This is a genomic window from Kitasatospora sp. NPDC028055, assembly GCF_040637885.1.
GTDB lineage: Bacteria > Actinomycetota > Actinomycetes > Streptomycetales > Streptomycetaceae > Kitasatospora.
In genome coordinates, this window is record NZ_JBEZXE010000002.1 from 193775 (window position 1) to 211152 (window position 17378).

At 71.0% G+C, this 17378-nt stretch carries 17 protein-coding genes and 1 other RNA gene; 9 read left to right on the plus strand and 9 right to left on the minus strand.

Annotated features, from left to right (window positions below; translation table 11 throughout):
* Positions 1–1008: a hypothetical protein gene (locus AB0F71_RS04790; RefSeq protein ID WP_360228172.1), complete on the plus strand. Its 1008-nt coding sequence runs from the start codon at positions 1–3 to the stop codon at positions 1006–1008.
* Positions 1009–1232: 224 nt separating this feature from the next.
* Positions 1233–1370 carry a hypothetical protein gene (locus AB0F71_RS04795; protein ID WP_360228175.1) on the plus strand — a complete coding sequence of 46 codons (138 nt, stop codon included), beginning with the start codon at positions 1233–1235 and terminating at the stop codon, positions 1368–1370.
* On the opposite strand, the gene AB0F71_RS04800 is transcribed toward AB0F71_RS04795, so the two are convergent.
* The gene (locus tag AB0F71_RS04800) at positions 1367–2422 is read right to left on the minus strand and encodes an NUDIX hydrolase (protein ID WP_360228178.1); all 1056 of its coding nucleotides are present in this window, start codon (positions 2420–2422) and stop codon (positions 1367–1369) included. The two genes, AB0F71_RS04795 and AB0F71_RS04800, sit on opposite strands and share 4 nt — an antisense overlap.
* A gap of 205 nt (positions 2423–2627) precedes the next feature.
* Between AB0F71_RS04800 and AB0F71_RS04805 the strand changes: the two genes are divergently transcribed.
* From AB0F71_RS04805 to AB0F71_RS04830, 6 genes are all read left to right on the plus strand, one after another.
* The gene (locus tag AB0F71_RS04805) at positions 2628–3692 is read left to right on the plus strand and encodes a TniQ family protein (RefSeq protein ID WP_360228181.1); all 1065 of its coding nucleotides are present in this window, start codon (positions 2628–2630) and stop codon (positions 3690–3692) included.
* A gap of 77 nt (positions 3693–3769) precedes the next feature.
* Complete coding sequence (locus AB0F71_RS04810; protein WP_360228184.1) at positions 3770–4480, plus strand: TnsA-like heteromeric transposase endonuclease subunit; 711 nt, start codon at positions 3770–3772, stop codon at positions 4478–4480.
* Positions 4480–6564 carry a Mu transposase C-terminal domain-containing protein gene (locus tag AB0F71_RS04815; RefSeq protein ID WP_360228186.1) on the plus strand — a complete coding sequence of 695 codons (2085 nt, stop codon included), beginning with the start codon at positions 4480–4482 and terminating at the stop codon, positions 6562–6564. The genes AB0F71_RS04810 and AB0F71_RS04815 overlap by 1 nt, the downstream gene beginning before the upstream one ends.
* Before the next feature lie 5 nt (positions 6565–6569).
* Positions 6570–7673, plus strand: a complete 1104-nt coding sequence (locus tag AB0F71_RS04820; protein ID WP_360228189.1) for a TniB family NTP-binding protein — start codon at positions 6570–6572, stop codon at positions 7671–7673.
* A gap of 185 nt (positions 7674–7858) precedes the next feature.
* Entirely contained in the window at positions 7859–8257 is a 399-nt protein-coding gene (locus AB0F71_RS04825; RefSeq protein ID WP_360228192.1) for an ACT domain-containing protein, read from the plus strand.
* Between the two features lie 120 nt (positions 8258–8377).
* The gene (locus tag AB0F71_RS04830) at positions 8378–8635 is read left to right on the plus strand and encodes a Prokaryotic metallothionein (protein ID WP_360228195.1); all 258 of its coding nucleotides are present in this window, start codon (positions 8378–8380) and stop codon (positions 8633–8635) included.
* A 107-nt stretch (positions 8636–8742) separates the two neighbouring features.
* On the opposite strand, the gene rnpB is transcribed toward AB0F71_RS04830, so the two are convergent.
* The 5 genes from rnpB to AB0F71_RS04855 all read right to left on the minus strand — a co-directional run bounded on the left by rnpB (position 8743) and on the right by AB0F71_RS04855 (position 13043).
* Positions 8743–9140: RNase P RNA component class A (gene rnpB / locus AB0F71_RS04835), an RNA gene on the minus strand.
* 13 nt (positions 9141–9153) lie between these two features.
* Positions 9154–10623 carry an MFS transporter gene (locus tag AB0F71_RS04840; protein ID WP_360228958.1) on the minus strand — a complete coding sequence of 490 codons (1470 nt, stop codon included), beginning with the start codon at positions 10621–10623 and terminating at the stop codon, positions 9154–9156.
* Between the two features lie 97 nt (positions 10624–10720).
* Entirely contained in the window at positions 10721–12223 is a 1503-nt protein-coding gene (locus AB0F71_RS04845) for an RNB domain-containing ribonuclease (RefSeq protein ID WP_360228198.1), read from the minus strand.
* Between the two features lie 80 nt (positions 12224–12303).
* Positions 12304–12678: a type II toxin-antitoxin system death-on-curing family toxin gene (locus AB0F71_RS04850; protein WP_360228201.1), complete on the minus strand. Its 375-nt coding sequence runs from the start codon at positions 12676–12678 to the stop codon at positions 12304–12306.
* A complete protein-coding gene (locus tag AB0F71_RS04855) occupies positions 12675–13043 on the minus strand; it encodes a hypothetical protein (protein WP_360228204.1) in 369 nt (122 codons plus the stop codon). The genes AB0F71_RS04850 and AB0F71_RS04855 overlap by 4 nt, the downstream gene beginning before the upstream one ends.
* Positions 13044–13276: 233 nt before the next feature.
* On the opposite strand from AB0F71_RS04855, the gene yaaA reads away from it, so the two are divergent.
* Positions 13277–14062: a peroxide stress protein YaaA gene (gene yaaA, locus AB0F71_RS04860; protein ID WP_360228207.1), complete on the plus strand. Its 786-nt coding sequence runs from the start codon at positions 13277–13279 to the stop codon at positions 14060–14062.
* 70 nt (positions 14063–14132) lie between these two features.
* Here yaaA and AB0F71_RS04865 read toward each other — a convergent pair whose 3' ends face one another.
* Genes AB0F71_RS04865 through AB0F71_RS04875 form a run of 3 tightly spaced genes read right to left on the minus strand, consistent with a single transcriptional unit; the run spans position 14133 to position 16919 of the window.
* Positions 14133–15311 (minus strand): bifunctional RNase H/acid phosphatase, encoded by a 1179-nt coding sequence (locus tag AB0F71_RS04865; RefSeq protein WP_360228210.1) that lies wholly within the window; start codon positions 15309–15311, stop codon positions 14133–14135.
* Positions 15312–15315: 4 nt separating this feature from the next.
* Positions 15316–16059, minus strand: a complete 744-nt coding sequence (locus AB0F71_RS04870) for a C4-type zinc ribbon domain-containing protein (protein ID WP_360228213.1) — start codon at positions 16057–16059, stop codon at positions 15316–15318.
* A 23-nt stretch (positions 16060–16082) separates the two neighbouring features.
* Positions 16083–16919 (minus strand): Nif3-like dinuclear metal center hexameric protein, encoded by an 837-nt coding sequence (locus AB0F71_RS04875; protein WP_360228216.1) that lies wholly within the window; start codon positions 16917–16919, stop codon positions 16083–16085.
* Positions 16920–17378: the final 459 nt, after the last annotated feature.

A 17378-nucleotide genomic window follows, 5' to 3' on the forward strand; every position in this document is an offset into this window, starting at 1 on the left:
ATGCGCGCGGAGATGGACACGATGCGCTCGGAGGTGAGGCGCCTTCTCGCCGAGGACGGGATCACCGGCTACACCGAGGAGCAACGCGACCGGGACATCCAGGCGTGGGCGGCCCTCGATAGGGCCGGAGGCTGGTGGCTAGGGTTCTTCGTGGCCTGCCAGGTGGAGATCGGGCGAGGGAACGGTGGGGACCGACGGACCGATCAGCGTTTCGATCGAAACGCTGAAACTTCAACAAAAATCTCGGCGAGCGAGTTTGCCCGCCGTGCCAACACCACCGCCAAGCGCGTGTTGCGGTACTACCGCGCCTGGGAGGCCGCAGCCGAGGCGGGCGTCGTAGCACTCGGGCCGGACAAGCTCTACCCCGGCCACGAGCCGCTGGAGCTGCCTGACGCAGACGACTGGCCGCTCTACTACCGGTCACGGTCCACCAGTGGAAGTTCGGAAGACCGCCAGCAAGCGATCGCTGACCAAGCCGCCGCAGAAGGCATCAGGCCGACGATGGCCCTGGTCATCGCCGAGAACCCCACCGCGCTACGGGCCGCGATCATGGCCGACCCGAAGACAGCAGCCCGAGCAAAGGAAGCTCTGGCCTCAGTGGCGGCCGACGAACGCAAGGCCACCCAGATCGAGTACGTCCGTCGAGCCGCGGAGGAGGGAAGCGCCAAGACGTCGACAGGCCAGCTGATCGATTTGCCTGACGGGATCAAGAAGCAGGCGGCTGATCACCTGGCGATTGCGACCGATGCGGCGTCACCTCCGGAAGCGGTGGCGGCGGCCTTCGAAGCCGTCCAGGGCCTGGTCAGCACGGCGGTGTCGGACGATCCGGACGTGCTCACCCGAGAACAGCGTGCCAGGTTCCAGCGCGCGCTGAACGCTACGGCCAAGAATCTGGAGATCATCGACCCCGATGACCTGATCGCGGTCGCGGACGACGACCTAAGGAAGCGGCTCTCTGACCTCCAACGGCAGATCGACAGCCTCGCGAAGCTAGTCGTCGGGCCGTGATCGATGTGGGTTGAAGTGCCAAAGTCCCCTGCTCAGGCGGGGGACTTCGGCACTTCAATCCACATCGGGGCGGCTGTCCCGGATCAGCCACAGCGGAGTGCTTATCGCCCTTTGTTCCTGTCGGCGCGTGGGCCGCGTCACGTCGAGAGTGGCGCCGGACGGGGCCCACGCAATTTCCTCACCAGGAGTCAGCGTTTCGACGCTGAGTGAGTGCTGAGCGCCCCGTGAAGACGCCGTTCCTCCTCACCAGCAACGACCTGATCGAACGTGAGAAGCGCCAGTGGAACGCGGCGTACCGCGTCCCGCTGGAGAACACCGAGCAGTACCGAGATGGGTGCCGCGGCGACACCGACGGCCCCTAGACGACGCGGCGGAGCTGGTTCCACCGGTCGATACCGATCCGGTAGCGACGGAGGGCGGACTTGAGGTGCCGCGGCATAGGGCACCTCAAGAGGTCCCCTGGTGCCATCGTGATGCTGTTCGTAACGCCCTCAAGGTTCAGCGTGGCGGGGTTGCCGTTCCAGTGGGCGGCGAAGATCGCGGTGACCTTGTCGGGGTCGTCGGGGTCCGTGTGGGTGAAGAGGTAGTCAAGGATGTTGTCAGTGATGACGATTTTGCTGCCATCGAAGACAGCGCGCATGGCAGCGTCCTCAGGCCCTTCGCCGTCAGCGATGAGGGTGTAAGGGATCAGCCAGCGTTCAAGGGAGCGACCGATGGCTGCGGCGTAGTGGTGGGCGAGAACGTGACCGGCGTTGTCGCAGACGATGATCGCTACGCCGGTGGGTGCTGCGGTGGGCTCAGTGTCGTCTGCGGCGGAGGCGAAGGGCTGCGGCATGGTGGTGAGGAGCCGTCGCAGCCGGCTTTCCGATCGGGGGCCCAGGTCCGCGAAGGTGGGAATTACGGGGGTCAGTGCGGGTGGCTCGGGCTCGGCTGGTGGGGTGCTGGCGTGGGCGACGGCGGCGTTCTGGATCTGTTCGGCGTTCCAGTGGGTGGGGCCTTTGAGGTATTCGGTCAGGATGAGTGCGGTGGCCGGGTCGAGGGGGATGTTCGGGAGTTCGTCGGCGGAGAAGAAGTCGGAGACGAAGACGCCGGGGACAAGCGGGGGCTGGGGCTGGTCCTGCCAGGTGGCGGTGAAGACGATGGCGGGGAGACCTGGGATGCCGGTGATCTGGAAGGCTTCCTGGAGGTCTTCGGTGTGAACTGAGCTGAGGCTAGGCCGGGCGATGAGTCGGTCTGCGGTATGGAAGGGCAGCTCGTCGGGGCGCTGAGTGTCCCAGAACAGTGACCACCGCGGGTCCAGAGCATCGGGTGTGTGCTTGCGGTGGAGCAGGTAGCGTTCGCCGCCGCGCGTGGTGATGACGACAGCGACGGTGTTGCGGCGGTTGTTCGCCGTTCGAGCGCTCGTGTTCCCCATGGCGGTAGATTACGGCGGTTTGATGCCGAGTTGTCCTAGCATCGCCGGTTTGGCGTATCTGGCCCGGAGTATCCCCTTTACTCTGCGGGCTGGCGAGTCTCTGAGAACCCCTGCTATTCGTACATTTGTTCGGTAGCGTGTTTGGGGTCAGACCTGGTCAGAGGGTGCCGCCCGGGTGCCCCGCGCTCGGATCGGAGGGGAAGGCATGCGGTCGTCCGGCGCCAGGAGGAGGCTTCCGGCCGTTGCCGTTCCATGCCCGGAGGAGGCATTCGATTCGTGGCTATGGAGGGCCGCGTACCGCATCGGGGTTGCGCCCGGCTTCTTCGCGCGGGCGCTCGGGCTGGACCTGAGCGGGGTGCGCCAGGTGAGGCCGGTGGGATTCGGCGTCTGCCTGTCGCTGGAGGCGGCCGAGCGGCTGGAGGCATGCACAGGGATTCCGGCCGGGCGGTTCACGGGGATGCAGCTCGCGAACGTCGCCGTCGTCGGTGCCCCGGTCGGGAAGCTGACGGTGTCGCGGCTTCGCGAATGGCAGGCCGATCAGTGGGTGAGCGTCTACGGGGGGCGGGTGTGTCCGCTCTGCGTCGCCGACGTTCCGGTGTCGCGGTTGTGGTGGCGGCTGTCTGCTGCTGCGGTCTGTCCGGTGCACCGGTGTCTGCTGGTCGATGAGTGCGCCGGTTGCGGGCGTCGTGTCCAGTCTGGTCGGGCACAGCTCGGGATGCTTCCGGTGCGCGAAGGGGCGCTCGATCCGGGGGTGTGCGGCAACGTGCTGGCGGGATCGGCGATGGGGCGGTGCGAGGCCAGGTTGTCGGATCTTCCGGTGACGGTGGTCGGCGACATCTTGGTGGTCTGGCAGCGTCCGCTACTGGAGGCGTTCGCCGGCAGGCCAGTGCGGGCGCTGGGTGATGAGGTGAGTCCACGTCAGTGGTTCGCCGGGGTGCGGCTCGTCACCGAGTTGGTTCGGGAGGCGGCGACGGCCGCCGAGCTGGAGGACCTGGGGATGCCGTCGTCGGGCCGCGGCCCTGGCGCGTGGCTGTGTAGCGTGGCTGGTGAGGTTCGTGGCCGAGTGGGTTCGCCGCCGGCATCGGCTCTCGAAGCCGCGTTCGTCCTGCGGACGGCGGGGAGCCTGCTGACCGGTCACGATCCTCAGGATGCGGCCGGGCGGCTGAGGAGTTGGGCGGATCGGCTAGTCCGCAGCGGGGCGGCGAAGACGGTCCTCGCGCCGAACCGCAGGGATGTTCCGCGGCTTGTCGCTGCGGCTGTCGGCTGGTGAACCAGCGGGTTGGGAAGGGGATGGATGTGGGGGCTGGGTCACGGTTGAGGGTCCTGCATCCTGCGGCGAGCGGCACGGTGGTGCAGTTCGTCGAGCCGGATGGAACCGAGAAGGTCGCTGCGGCTGGGCGTGTCGGCGGTGTCCGGTTCGAGGACTGCCTGCCGGTCCGGGAGATCCCCAGCTATGCGGGGCAGCGCCATACGCCGGGGCTGTACTGGGCGGCTTCCTGTGACCGTATGGTGGCGTACGAGTCCTGGCTGGAGGCGAAGTGGTTGAAGCTCACCGACTTCGCAGCGGACACGGCGGTGCTGGCCAGTCAGCCGTTCCGGCTTCACGGGGCGGACTCAGACGGCCGGTGGGAGCACGTGCCTGACCTGTTCGTGCGCCGGACCGACGGCTCGGTGAAGATCATCGACGTCAAGGCCGTCAGGTTCTCCGGCGACCTGATGGTGGTCCGCCAGCGCGACCGCACCGCGGTGGTGTGCGAAGACCTCGGCTGGGACTACGAGATGGTCTCCGAACCGGATTCGCTGACGTGGGCGACGGTGGACTGGCTTGCCGGTTACCGCAGGCCCCTGCGGGCCGGCACGGAGCTTGTGGAACCGATGCTGGCCGTAGCCGCCAGGCCGGTCGCGATAGGCGACCTGGCGTCCTTCCAGTCGTTCCCGGAGCTGGCCCGCTCTGTGGTCTACCACCTCATGTGGACTGGCCAGTTGACGTTCGACATCACCAAGCCGCTGCGGGACACCACCCTGGTCAAGGCAGCCGACACCAAGGCGGGGAACTAGTGCCGCAGTCGCACCGGATCGCAGTCGAAGACTGGATCGAGTTCGAGGATGAACGCCACCAGGTCGTCGGCATCAGCGGAACGACCGTCCGCCTTCGGTCCGAGACCGGACGCCTCCAGGCAATCATGCTGACGGAGATCCTGAACGACGCCACCTTCCGCGCCGGCATCGAACCCCCCAAGGTCAACGGCGTGCACGACGAGGACGAGCGTGATGTGGTCGGCGCCCTCTCTGGTTTGGCCCCTGCCGTGCGCGACGCCGCTCTCGAACTGGAGGCGCATCTGCTGGAGGCGATGACCGGCTACCGGTCCGGGAGCGCGCTCGACGCGCTCCCCCACGAGCCCCGCGACGCCTACCGGCCTGAGCTTCCGGTGACCGAACGGGTCCAGGCCAAGGCCGAAGAACTCGGGCGAACACGCCGGTGGATCTTCAAGCTCTGGGAACAGCGTCAGAGCCAGGGGCTCTGGGGCTTGGTCGACAAGCGGCAGGCCAGAGTCCGCAACTCTCTCAAGAACCTTGACCCGCGGGTCATCCAAGCCATCATCGACCAGGCTGCCGCCGAGCAGATGGACTCAACCGCCACCATCGGCGGCCGGTTCCACCGTCGGTGCCAGAACCGCCTGAACGATAGTTATGGCGAAGGCGTCGTCGTGCTGCCCCTGAAACACACCTTCCGCCGGGCGGTCGCCATCCTGCTCGGAAACGACATGACAGCGCCGGCCTACCGGCGCGCGTCCGCCGCCAACCAGCCTGACCGCACTTTCGGTACCGTCCTCGCCACGAGGCCTGGCGAGATCGTGATGCTGGACAGCACGCCGTTGGACGTTCTCAGCTACGACCCTGAGACGAAGACCACGATGCGCGTCGAGGTGACCGTCGCCATCGACGTGGCGACCCGCTCGATCCTCGCCTGGCGCCTCACCCCCGAAGGCACCAAAGCGATCGACATCGGCCTGGTCCTCGCAGACGTGATGACTCCAGAGCCCATGCGCCAAGGGTGGGCGGACGCTCTGAGGTTCCAGATGCTCCGCCTCCCCTTCGACCGCATGGCGAGCGTGGACGACCGTCTCACGCACGCCGCCGCGCGGCCGGTGGTCTATCCCGAGACCCTGATGTTCGACCACGGGAAGCCGTACCAGTCGAAGATCGTCCGGGACGCCTGCCTGCGCTGGAAGATCAACATCCAGGACGCCCGCAAGCTCAAGCCCACCGACAAGCCTCAGGTGGAACGCCTCTTCGGAACCATTCGCACCCAGTTCTCTGAACACGTCGCCGGATACAAGTCGTTCGCGGTTGCCCACCGCGGCCGTACCGCCGAGGCCCAGGCTCGCTGGACCGTCGATGAGATCACCGAGTTCTTCGCGGAGTACGTGGTCACCGTCTACCAGCGCCAGCACCACCGCGGGCTCCACCTCAACGGCTTCCCCGACCTTCGCATCAGCCCCAATGAGGCATACGAAATGGCACTCGGAGCGGCGGGCTATATCGACGTCCCCCGCGATCCGGACCTCTACTTCGAGCTGCTGCCCATCGAGCGCCGCAAGATCCACCCGCACGGCATCGAGCTCAACCACCTCGTCTACAACGCCGACGTCCTCTACCAGTTCCGCGGGGCCAAGTCGGAGGACCACGATGGTCTCTGGCCCGTCCGCTACGATCCGCGCAATCTCCTCCACGCCTACTTCCGGCATCCCTCCGATGGGCGCTGGCACGTTCTGCGGTGGACGAAGGCCCAGTTCGAGCACCAGCCGTTCACCGACATCACCCTTCGCGAGGCCAAGCGGCTCCTCGCCGTCCGGGGCCAGGCCGCCACCGATCAGGAAGCCGTCGCCGCAGCGCTGATCGAGTTGCAAAACCGCATGGACGCGCCGGAGACCTGGGCGAAGGACCGCAAGCGGCGGTTCCGTGACGACACCCGCGGCAGGGCGCAGACCGACGATCTCAAGCGATCCACTCCTCCTGTCAACGATCACCCGCCGCTCACGGTCGTGCCCGGAACGGGCACCTCGGACGTGATGCTGGACGACGGCATCGACTACGCCTCTCTGACGCCGGCACCGACCTACGACCCCCGACCGGAGTGACGAGCGTGGCGTTCAAGCACCCAGGACTGGCGGAGCCCCGGACCAAGGAGGAGTGGCGCGGCTATCTCGCCAACGTGGCACCGAAGCCTCCCGAGATGCCCACGTACGAGTCCTACAAGGCCATGAACGAGGACGACCGGGAAGACTTCAACGACGCCCGGGACGCCTACCACAGCGCTCTCCCGCTGATCTCGACGCCTCAGTTGCAGGAGGTCCACGCGATCCTCCACAAGCGCATCAAGGTCAACAGCCGTCAGGCTGCTGGCGCGCGCCGCGGCATCGTCCTGGACGGGCCGCCCACGGTCGGGAAGTCGACCACCGTCAAGCTGTTCGCCGCGGACTTCGAGCACAGACTGCGACGCCGCCACCCCGACCGCTTCGCGCCCGGGTATATCAAGGACGGCCTCTCCGTGGACTACACGCCGGTCGTCTACCTGAACATCCCGTCCCAGGCGACCCCGAAAGACTTGAGCATGATCCTCGCCGACTACATGGGCATGCTCTACCATCCGCGATGGTCGAAGAACATGATCACGGGGCAAGTCCTTACCGCCATGAGCGAGTCCGGCGTCGAGCTGGTCATCATCGACGATGTGCACTTCCTTGATCTCTCCGCTCGGGAAGGCAAGGTCGTCAACGACCACCTTAAGTATCTGGCCAACCACGTCGCCGCCACCTTCGTCTACACCGGCGCCGACTTGAAGACCAGTGGCCTCTTCCTCGAAGGCACTGCAAGCGGGCGCGCCACACAGACCTCGGGGCGCAACAGCCACCACCAGATCACGAACTTCCCGTTCAAGACCACCGACGACAAGACTGAGTGGGCCCGCACGGTCCTCGGCATGGAGAGCAACCTCCGGCTGTTCAGGCACCAGGTCGGCGCCCTCGCCCGGCTCGCCCCGTACCTGCACGATCGGACCTCCGGGAGCATCGGCGCGCTGTCCCAGCTCATCCGCGAGTCGGCCATCACCGCCGTCATCGGTGGCCAGGAGGAAATCACCCGCTCGATCATGGACGAGACTCCTCTCGGCCATCACTTCGAGGCAGCGTATGCGGCAAAGGGCCAATCCCGGAAGCCCGGCGCCAGCAGCCGAAGGGCCGCGTCGTGACCGACTCACCTCTGAACCACGCGGTTCCCCTCAGGTCTCCTTAGTGAACAGTTCAGTGCTCCAGTGGGGTGAACCTCCGGTGTGCTGAACTATTCACTAAGCTGGTCAGGCGCTTGCTGAGTGAACTCTTTCGTGCCATCCGACAAGATGACGCGGGCCCGGGCGGAACGGATACGGTGACGGGCATGGCCGGTGAACGAGACCTTGCGACCCTGCTGCGCGGGATGCGCCCGCAGCTCAACCCGGGGCGGTACGTCTACTGCACCCTCCCCGCGAAGGTGCCCGCCGGAATGCGGCCGGTGGTGACCGTCGCCGAACCCGAAGGGGTGACGGTGGTGGTCGCCCAGGACGAGGCCGACGCGCTCGGGCTGCGCTACGAGTACGTGGCCGCCTGGATCACCCTGCAGATCCACTCCGCGCTGGAGGCCGTCGGGCTGACCGCCGCCGTCGCCGGGCGCCTCGCCGAGCAGGGCATCAGCTGCAACGTGGTGGCCGGCTTCCACCACGACCACCTGTTCGTCGCCGCCGACGACGCCGACCGCGCCGTCCGGGCACTGGAACAGCTCTCCGCCGACTCCGGCTGACCGCTCCCACCGGCCCGGCCCGCCGGACGGGCCCGCCGGGTGGCCGCCGCCGGGCACGCCTTCGAGACTGGAGGGAGCCGCCCCGCCAGGGCCGGCCCCCACCGGAAGGAGACGGCCGCCATGGCCATCTGCGTCACCTGCGGCAACGACTACTGGCTCGCCTTCGAGATCAGGACGGTCACCGGCGACACCTACACCTTCGACAGCTTCGAGTGCGCGATGGAGAAGCTCGCCCCCCGCTGCGAGCAGTGCAACGTGCGCATCGTCGGCCACGGCGTCGAGGTGGCCGGCATGTTCTTCTGCTGCGCCAACTGCGCCCGCGTCAACGGCGGCCTCGGCGAACAGATCCGCGACGCCGTCGGCTCCCGCCCGGCCTGAGCACGCCCCCGCAGGGCGCTACGCGCGACGGCCCCGCGAGGCGCGACGCGACATGCGAAGGCCCTCCGACCCGTTTCGGGTCGGAGGGCCTTCGGCTGTCCAGGCGACGGAAGAGTCGGCCTGTACGCCGGGTTCTGTCACCCGGGCTGCTCGCGCGGCCCGGGGAGACGGCCATCCATCTAGGGCTGCCGTTGCCGACAGCCTCGTGCGGTCTACCCGCGAGCTCGGGCGAGCAGCCCTCGAACACTCGCGCACGGCGCCCGAAGGCACCGATCTTGACCTTGCTCCAGGTGGGGTTTACCTAGCCGGCCGGGTCACCCCGGTCGCTGGTGGTCTCTTACACCACCGTTTCACCCTTACCCACCCGCCGAAGCGGTGGGCGGTCTGTTTTCTGTGGCACTGTCCCGCGGGTCACCCCGGGTGGGCGTTACCCACCACCCTGCTCTGTGGAGCCCGGACGTTCCTCGGCGGGTCAGGGACCCGTCGCGACCGTCCGGCCGGCTCTTCCGCCGTAGTGGTCATGGTAGCCGCTCGGGCGGAGCCGCCCGAACACCGGGCCGGGCCGCCGGCGGCTCGCCGCCGAGGCGGGCGGCCACCCTCGCGGCGGTCCGGTCGGCCCAGGCGCCGGTGGTGACCAGGCCCAGGACGAGGACGGCGCCGCCGAGGCCGACCAGGATCCACCAGCCGGCGTGGCTGGCCGGGGCGAAGCCGGTGGCCATCGGGCCCACCACGGCGGAGGTGACGACCGTGCCGATCACCGCGACGCCCAGCGACTGGCCGACCTGGCGGCTGGTCGAGGCGACGGCGGCGGCCACGCCCGCCTGGGAGCGCGGCATGCCGGAGACGGCCGCGTTGGTGATCGGCGCGTTGACCAGGCCGAAGCCGAAGCCGAACAGCGCGTACGCGGCCAGCAGCAGCGCGGCCGGGGAGTCCGCGCCGAGCCGGGTGAGCAGCAGGCCGCTCGCCGCCAGGCCCAGCCCGGCCACCACCAGCGGCAGGCGCGGGCCCTGGCTGCCGACGATCCGTCCGGACAGCGGCGCGCAGACCAGCATCATCGCGGCCATCGGCAGCGTCCACAGGCCCGCCTCGACCGGGCTGTAGTGCCGGACGTCCTGGAGGTAGAGGGTGTTGAGGAAGAGGAAGCCGCCCAGCGCCGAGAACGCGCAGACCGCGGTGACGGTGGCCCCGGTGAACGGCGCACTGGCGAAGAAGCGCGGGTCCACCAGCGGCTCGGCGACCCGCCGTTCCCAGAGCGGGAAGGCGATCAGCGCGGCGACCGCGGCCGCGGCCAGGGCTAGGATCACCGGGGAGGTCCAGCCGTTGCCCGGGCCCTCGATGATCGCGGCGGTGCCGCAGCCGAGCAGCACGATCATCAGCAGCTGTCCGAGCGGGTCGAGCCGGCGGGGCCGCGGCGCGCGCGACTCGGGGACGTAACGGAAGGTCAGCAGCATGGCGAGCAGGGCCACCGGAACGTTGATCAGGAAGATCGACGGCCAGCCGGCGCCGTCCACCAGGAAGCCGCCGAGCAGCGGGCCGAGCGCCATCGAGATGCCGACCACACCGCCCCAGACGCCGATCGCCCGGGCCCGTTCCCTCGGGTCGGTGAAGGTGTTGGTGATGATCGACATCGCCACCGGGTTGAGCATCGAGCCGCCCACCGCCTGCACCGCCCGGAAGGCCACCAGCCACTCCAGGCTCGGTGCCAGGCTGCACAGCAGGGAGCCGAGGGCGAAGCAGGCCAGCCCGATCCGGAACACCCGCCGGCGGCCGAAGCGGTCGGCCACCGAGCCGAACAGCATCAGCAGCGAGGCCAGCACCAGGGTGTAGGCGTCGATGATCCACTGGAGGCCGGAGGCCGGGGCCTCCAGGTCCTTCTGGATCACCGGCAGCGCGATGTTCACCACGGTGTTGTCCAGGCCAACGATGAACAGGCTCAGGCAGCAGATCGCGAGGACCAGCAGCCGGCGGCGGCGCCCGGTGTCCGGCACGGCGGGTGACGGGGCAGCGGGTCCGGCGGCGGGTGCGGCGGGGGGCTGGGCTTCGGGCACGGACCGATCCTCGCACCCCGGGCCGGTGGTGGGGGGCTCAGACCGCCGCGAAGCGGACCGTACGGGTGGCCGGATCGGCCCGGACGAGGCGGACGTCGATCACCCGGCCGAGCGGGAGCGGGGCTCCGCCCCCGGTGCCCCCGGTGCCGTCGGCGGCGTCGGCGGAGTCGGCGGAGTCGGCGGAGTCGCAGCGGGCCCGGACGGCGGGCTCGCGCAGCTGGACGACACCCGAGCCGGGGCGCTTGCCGTCCACCTCGATCACCATCGCGGCGAAGTCCTCGCCCTCCCGGCCCACCAGCAGCTCGGCCTCCACCAGGTCCACACAGGCCCGTTCCACCTCGGCCGCCCGCCGGTCCCCGCTCGCCATCAGGGCGGGCAGGGCCGGCAGCGCCTCGCGCGCCCAGTCCGGCACGTCCTCCCCCGCCGCGACCGCCGCGCACACCTCCTGGGCGAAGCGGTCGCCGAGCCGGCGCAGCGGCGCGGTGCAGTGCGCGTACGGGGCGGCCAGCGCGGCGTGCCCGGGTTCGGCGGGGGCGGGCAGGCCGCGGGACTCGTCGAAGGCGTGGTAGCCGGCGCCGCGCAGCAGCCCGGTGCAGGCGTTGAGGAAGGCCGCGTTCAGCGGCGCCTCCGGGTCCAGCGAGCGGATCAGCTCCGGGTACGGGAGGGCCTGCGGCCAGTCGACGTCCAGGGCGGCCGCGATCCGGCGCAGCCGCTCGTACGCGGCGGCGGGCGCGGCGGGCAGGGTGCGCAGCAGGCCGACGCCCGCGTCCAGCATCAGTTCGGCCGCGGCCATACCGGTGAGCAGCGAGATCTGGGCGTTCCAGCCGTCGGCGGGGCTGGGCGCGCGGTAGCCGAGGACGTAGCCGTGCAGGGTCTCCTCGACCTCCTGCTCGGGCACCGGCAGGCTGATCCCGCCCCGGGCGCGCTCCTGCTCCTCGCGCAGCCGGCCGACGGTGACGAGCAGGGCGAGCTGTTCGTCGGCGCCGCCGAGGTCCACGGCGCGCTGGACGGCGGCGTAGTCCAGTCGGCGGTGCGACCGGACCAGGGCGCGGCGCAGGTCAGCCAGCACGACGGCGCCGTCGGTGTCCAGGTCCAGCTGCCAGAGCAGGGCGGGGCGGGGTTCGCCGGGCAGCAGGCTGGCAGCGTCCTCGGAGATCCGGGCGGGGTGCAGCGGGACGCGGTGGTCCGGGAAGTAGAGGGTCTCGACCCGGCGGCGGGCCTCGGTGTCGACGGCTCCGCCGGGGCGGACGAAGGCGGCGACGTCGGCGATCGCGTAGTGCACCCGGTAGCCGCCGCCGGGGCGGTGGGTGAGGTGCATGGCCTGGTCGAGGTCGCGGGAGCCGGGCGGGTCGACGGTGAACAGCGGCAGGTCGGTGGCGTCGTACTCCGGCAACCGGGGGCGCCCGGCCGCCTCCTCCGCCTCCGCGAGCACGGCCTCGGGCCACTCGGTGTGGATCTCCAGGCGGGTGCGGAGCTCGGTGAGCTCGGTGTTGATCCGGGCGGAGTCGACGGCCTTGACGCGCAGTTTTCGGCGAGGCATGCAGGCCAGCGTAGGACGGCCCGGGTGGTTCCGGGCGCAGGCCCCCGGCGCGTCCGCCAGCGGCCTGTGCCCGTCGGGGCTCAGCGCCCCAGGAGGGACCTGAGGTCCTTGGCGGCCAGGGCGATCGCGTCGTCGTAGCCGCCGGTGGCGAGCCGCAGCACGAAGGCCACCGCGTCGTCCGGGTGCGGGTCGGTGTAGGGCTCGGCGTTGTAGTCCAGGAACAGCAGCATCGCCTCGAAGGCGGTGCGCTTGTTCCGGTCGACCAGCGGGTGGTTGCGGGCCAGGCTCTGGCCGAGGGCGGCCGCCTTGGTCCACAGGTCGGGGTAGGCGTCGTTGCCGAACAGGGTGGCCTGCGGGCGGGCGATCGCCGAGAGCAGGCCGCCGAGATCACGGACGTTCTGCGGGCCCCCGGCGAGGTAGGTGACGTCGTCGAGGTCGAGGTACTCCGTGGTCACAGATCCTTCAACCTCTCCAGCGTCTCGGCGTTCCCGGCGCGGATCCGGGCCACCATCGCGGCCCGGCGCGCGGCCTTGTCCTGCGCGGCCAGGTCCTGCGGGGCCGGGTCCTGCGGGGCCGGGTCCGCGAGCGCCTCCGGGACCTCGGACTGGCGGACCTCGAAGGCGAGTTCGGCGGTGTCCGGCCCGGCGGCCGACTCCGTCACGCGCACCCGACCGGCCAGCACGGCCTCGGCCGCCGCCCGCACCGCGAACTCCAGCGCCTGCCTGGTCTCCGCGGGCAGGCCGGCGGGCAGGCGCAGGGGCAGGGACTCCTCCTCGGCGTCGCCGTCGCCGGGCACCAGGTCCAGGGGTCGCATGGTCATCTCGTTCACTCTCCTTCGCTGGTCACCGTAGTGGGGAACGCCGGGTCGGCCCACCGAATTGCCGACCGGACCGGGCCCGGTGGGGTGCGGGCGGGCCGGGGTGCGGGCGGCTGGGCTCGCCGGGGCGGGGTCGGCGGGTGAGCCTGCGCTGCTGCTGTGCGGGGCGTTGAGGGGTGGGGCGGTCGCAGTAGGGTGGCGGGGTTCGTCCGCCACAGATTGTTGAGGAGTCCGCTGTGCTGGTGCTGTTGCCGCCCTCGGAGGGCAAGGCCGCGTCCGGGGACGGCGCGCCGCTCGCGCTGGACGGGCTGTCGCTGCCGGGGCTGACGGCGGCGCGCGGCGCGGTGCTGGACGCGCTGGTGGGCCTGTGCCGGGGCGACGAGGACGTCGCCGCCGAGGTGCTCGGCCTCAGCCCCGGGCTGCGCGGCGAGATCGCCAAGAACGCCGGACTGCCCACCGCCGGGGCCCGCCCGGCGGCCGAGGTGTACACCGGGGTGCTGTTCGACAACCTGGGGCTGGCCACCCTGGACGCCGCCGCGTACGACCGTGCCGAGCGGGCGCTGCTGGTGTTCTCCGGCCTCTGGGGTGCGGTGCGGATCTCCGACCGGATCCCGTCCTACCGCTGCTCGATGGGCGTGAAACTCCCGGAGCTGGGGGCGCTCGGCGCGTACTGGCGGAGCGTGACGGCCGGGGTGCTCCCGGAGGTGGCGGACGGGCTGGTGCTGGACCTGCGCAGCTCCGCGTACGCGGCGGCCTGGAAGCCGGCCGGCGAGGTGGCCTCCCGTACGGCGACCGTCCGGGTGCTCCAGGAGCGCGACGGCAAGCGCAGCGTGGTCAGCCACTTCAACAAGGCGACCAAGGGGCGGCTGGTGCGGGACCTGCTGGTCGCCGGGGCCGAGCCGAAGACGCCGGCCGAGCTGATGGACGCGCTGCTGGCGCTGGGCCACCGGGTCGAGCTGGCGGCCGAGGGCACGGCGCGCAAGCCGTGGCAGCTGGACGTGGTGGTCACCGAGGTGCACTGACCGGGGTGCACTGACCCGGGGTGCGCCGGCCTCCCCCCAGCGGGGTGGTGGCCGCTGCACCCCGGTGGGGTCAGCGCAGGTGGGAGCTGTCGTTGAGCAGCCGCAGCGAGGCGTTGCCGTCCGCGTAGTACTGGACGGCGCAGATCGAGGCGGCGGACAGCTCCATCCGGTACATCGAGTCCGGCGGGGCGCCGAGCGCCAGCCGGACCAGGGTCTTGATCGGGCTGACGTGCGAGACCACCAGCACCGTCTTCCCGGCGTACCGGGCGAGGATCTTGTCCCGGGCGACGCCGGCCCGGTGGGTGAGGGTGGCGAAGCTCTCGGTGCTGCCGGTCGGCTTGGCCTTGGCGGAGCCCAGCCAGGCCGACAGGTCGTCCGGGTACCGCTCCTGCACCTCGGCGAAGGTCAGGCCCTCCCAGTCGCCGAAGTCGACCTCGCGCAGGCCCTCCTCGTAGCGGACCTCCAGGCCGAGCCGGGCGGCGACGATCTCGGCGGTCTGCCGGGTGCGGCGCATCGGGGAGGCGACGACCGCCTGGATACTGCCGCGCGCGGCCAGGGCCTCGGCGGCCCGCTCGGCCTGCCAGCGGCCCTTGTCGGACAGCTCCGGGTCGGTGCCGCCGCTGCCGGAGAAGCGCTTCTCCGGGGTGAGCGGGGTCTCGCCGTGGCGCAGCAGGACGAAGGTGGTCGGGGTGCCGAGGTCGGCCGGGGCGGCCCAGCCGGCCTTGGGCGCGGGGGGCTTCGGCAACGGCTCCTCGGCCGGGGCTCCGGCCATGGCTCCGGCCGTGGCCCCGTTCGTGGCCCCGTTCGTGGCCTTGGGCTTCGGCTCCCACTGGCGCCCGTCGCGGCCGGCGTCCATCGCCTCGTTGGCGAGCTTGTCGGCGTCCTTGTTCCGCTCGCGCGGGATCCAGGTGTAGCTGACCCGGCCGCGCGGGAAGACCGTGCGCGCCTCGGCGGCGAGCGGCTGCATGTCGGGGTGCTTGATCTTCCAGCGCCCGGACATCTGCTCGACGACCAGCTTGGAGTCCATCCGGACGTCCACCGAGGCGTCCGGGTCGAGCTCGCGGGCCGCCCGGAGCCCGGCGATCAGGCCCTTGTACTCGGCCACGTTGTTGGTGGCGTGGCCGATGAACTCGGCGGCCTCGGCGACGAGCTGCCCGGTGTCGGCGTCCCGGACCACCGCGCCGTAGCCGGCCGGCCCCGGGTTGCCCCGGGACCCGCCGTCCGCTTCGACGATGAAGCGCGCCGCCATCGGATCAGACGCCCGAGTCGGCGGTGCGGACCAGGATCCGCGAGCAGTTCTCGCAGCGGACCACCTTGTCGGCCGGCTCGGCCTTGATGGCGTTCAGCTCGGTGATCGAGAACTCGGTGCGGCAGCCCTCGCAGCGGCGCTGGTAGAGCCGGGCCGCGCCGACGCCGCCCTGGGTCTCGCGCAGCTTGGTGTACACCTTCAGCAGGTCGGCCGGGATGACGGCGGCGACGGTCTCGCGGTCGCGCTTGACCTTGTCGGCCTCGGCGTCGATCTCGGCGAAGGCGGCGTCGCGGCGGCCCTCGGCCTCGGTGAGCACGACGGTGGAGTGCTCCAGGCGGGCGGTCAGCTCCTCGACCCGGGCCACGGCGCTCTCCTGGCGCTCCATGATCTCCAGCACGACCTCCTCGAGGTCGGCCTGGCGCTTGGCCAGCGAGCCGATCTCGTGCTGGAGGTTCTCCAGGTCCTTCGGCGAGGTGATCGCGCCGGAGTCCAGGCGCTGCTGGTTGCGGGCGGCCCGGGCGCGGACCTGCTCGACGTCCTGCTCGGCCTTGGTCAGCTCGCGGGCGGTGTCGCCCTTCTGGGCCTCGGCGGCGATGACGAGGTCCTTGAGCGCGGTGTGGTCGGCGGTGGCCTTGTCGATCTCGGCGTGCTCGGGCAGGCTCCGGCGACGGTGGGCCAGCTGGTCGAGCTTCGAGTCGAAGGCCTGGAGGTCGAGCAGGCGGATCTGGTCGGCGGGCGCGGCGTTCAAGGGGAAAGCTCCTGTGGATCGGGTCAGGCGGTGAAGGACATGGGGGCGTGCGCGGTCCACGGGTCGGTGACCCGGTGGGAGACCTTGGTCTCCACGGCCCAGCCGTGCTGGTCCGCGACGGCCCGCAGGGCGCGCTCGGCCAGGCCGAGCCAGGGCCACTCGGTGGCCCAGTGGGCGGCGTCGACCAGCGCGACCGGGGCGGCCTCGGTGGCCTCGGAGGCCGGGTGGTGGCGCAGGTCGGCGGTCACGTAGGCGTCCACGCCGGCCGCCCGTACGTCGGAGAAGAAGCTGTCGCCCGAACCGCCGCACACCGCCACCCGGCCGATCAGCCGGTCCGGGTCGCCGGAGACGCGCACGCCGGCGGCGGTCGCGGGCAGACCGGCGGCGACCTGTGCGGCGAAGGCCGACAGCGTCAGCGGGGGCTCCAGCAGACCGATCCGGCCGGTGCCGCGACGGCCCAGCGGGTCGGTCGGGTCCGGCACCAGCGGGCCGGTGACCCGCAGGCCGACGGCCTCGGCCAGCGCGTCCGAGACGCCGGGGTCGGCGTGGTCGGCGTTGGTGTGGGCGACGTGCAGGGCGATGCCGTTGGTGATCAGGGTGTGCACCACCCGGCCCTTGAAGGTGGTCGCGGCGACGCTGGTGGTGCCGCGCAGGTAGAGGGGGTGGTGGGTGACCACCAGGTCGGCGCCCCACTCCACGGCCTCGTCGACGACCGCCTGGACGGGGTCGACGGCGAACAGCACGCGGCTGACCTCGGCCTGAGGATCACCGCAGACCAGGCCGACGGCGTCCCAGGACTCCGCCCACTGCGGGGGGTAGACCTCTTCGAGCGCGGTGATGACGTCGGACAGTTTCGGCACCTGTCGAGACTACCGTGCGCGCGGGGCCGGTCGGGCCTCGGCCAGTCGGGGGACGGCGGCGGCGCTACGGCGGGACGGGGGTCCGGCTGTGGCGGGGCAGCGGTCCGGCTGCGGCGGGGCAGCGGTCCGGCTGCGGCGGGCAGCGGCGGGCGCGCTTCGGACGTGGGTGCCGCCGGCGTACGGATGCGCGTCAACGCGGCGCGCACGGGCGTCGACCTGCTGCGGAGGCACCTGGAGCGCCGCGCGCGGGCCGCGCACGCCCGTACGCCCGGCGCCCGTTACTCACAGCAGGGTTCTCGTACGAATTCGAAACCGCCCTCTGATCACCCTTACGAGTGAAGTGACCGGCTCTGCGTTGAGGCTTCGGATTTCTCGAAACTAACTTCATTCCTGCGAACGGGAGTTGCCCCGACTGCCCCGACCGAACGGTCACCGAGCGACTGCGCGGTCACCGAGCGG

Bases quoted from the DNA above. Each gene is read 5' to 3' on its own strand.
- AB0F71_RS04790 (WP_360228172.1), top strand. From the start codon at position 1: ATGCGCGCGGAGATGGACACGATGCGCTCGGAGGTGAGGCGCCTTCTC.
- AB0F71_RS04800 (WP_360228178.1), bottom strand. From the start codon at position 2,422: ATGGGGAACACGAGCGCTCGAACGGCGAACAACCGCCGCAACACCGTC.
- AB0F71_RS04805 (WP_360228181.1), top strand. From the start codon at position 2,628: ATGCGGTCGTCCGGCGCCAGGAGGAGGCTTCCGGCCGTTGCCGTTCCA.
- AB0F71_RS04825 (WP_360228192.1), top strand. From the start codon at position 7,859: ATGGCCGGTGAACGAGACCTTGCGACCCTGCTGCGCGGGATGCGCCCG.
- AB0F71_RS04830 (WP_360228195.1), top strand. From the start codon at position 8,378: ATGGCCATCTGCGTCACCTGCGGCAACGACTACTGGCTCGCCTTCGAG.
- AB0F71_RS04845 (WP_360228198.1), bottom strand. From the start codon at position 12,223: ATGCCTCGCCGAAAACTGCGCGTCAAGGCCGTCGACTCCGCCCGGATC.
- AB0F71_RS04855 (WP_360228204.1), bottom strand. From the start codon at position 13,043: ATGACCATGCGACCCCTGGACCTGGTGCCCGGCGACGGCGACGCCGAG.
- AB0F71_RS04865 (WP_360228210.1), bottom strand. From the start codon at position 15,311: ATGGCGGCGCGCTTCATCGTCGAAGCGGACGGCGGGTCCCGGGGCAAC.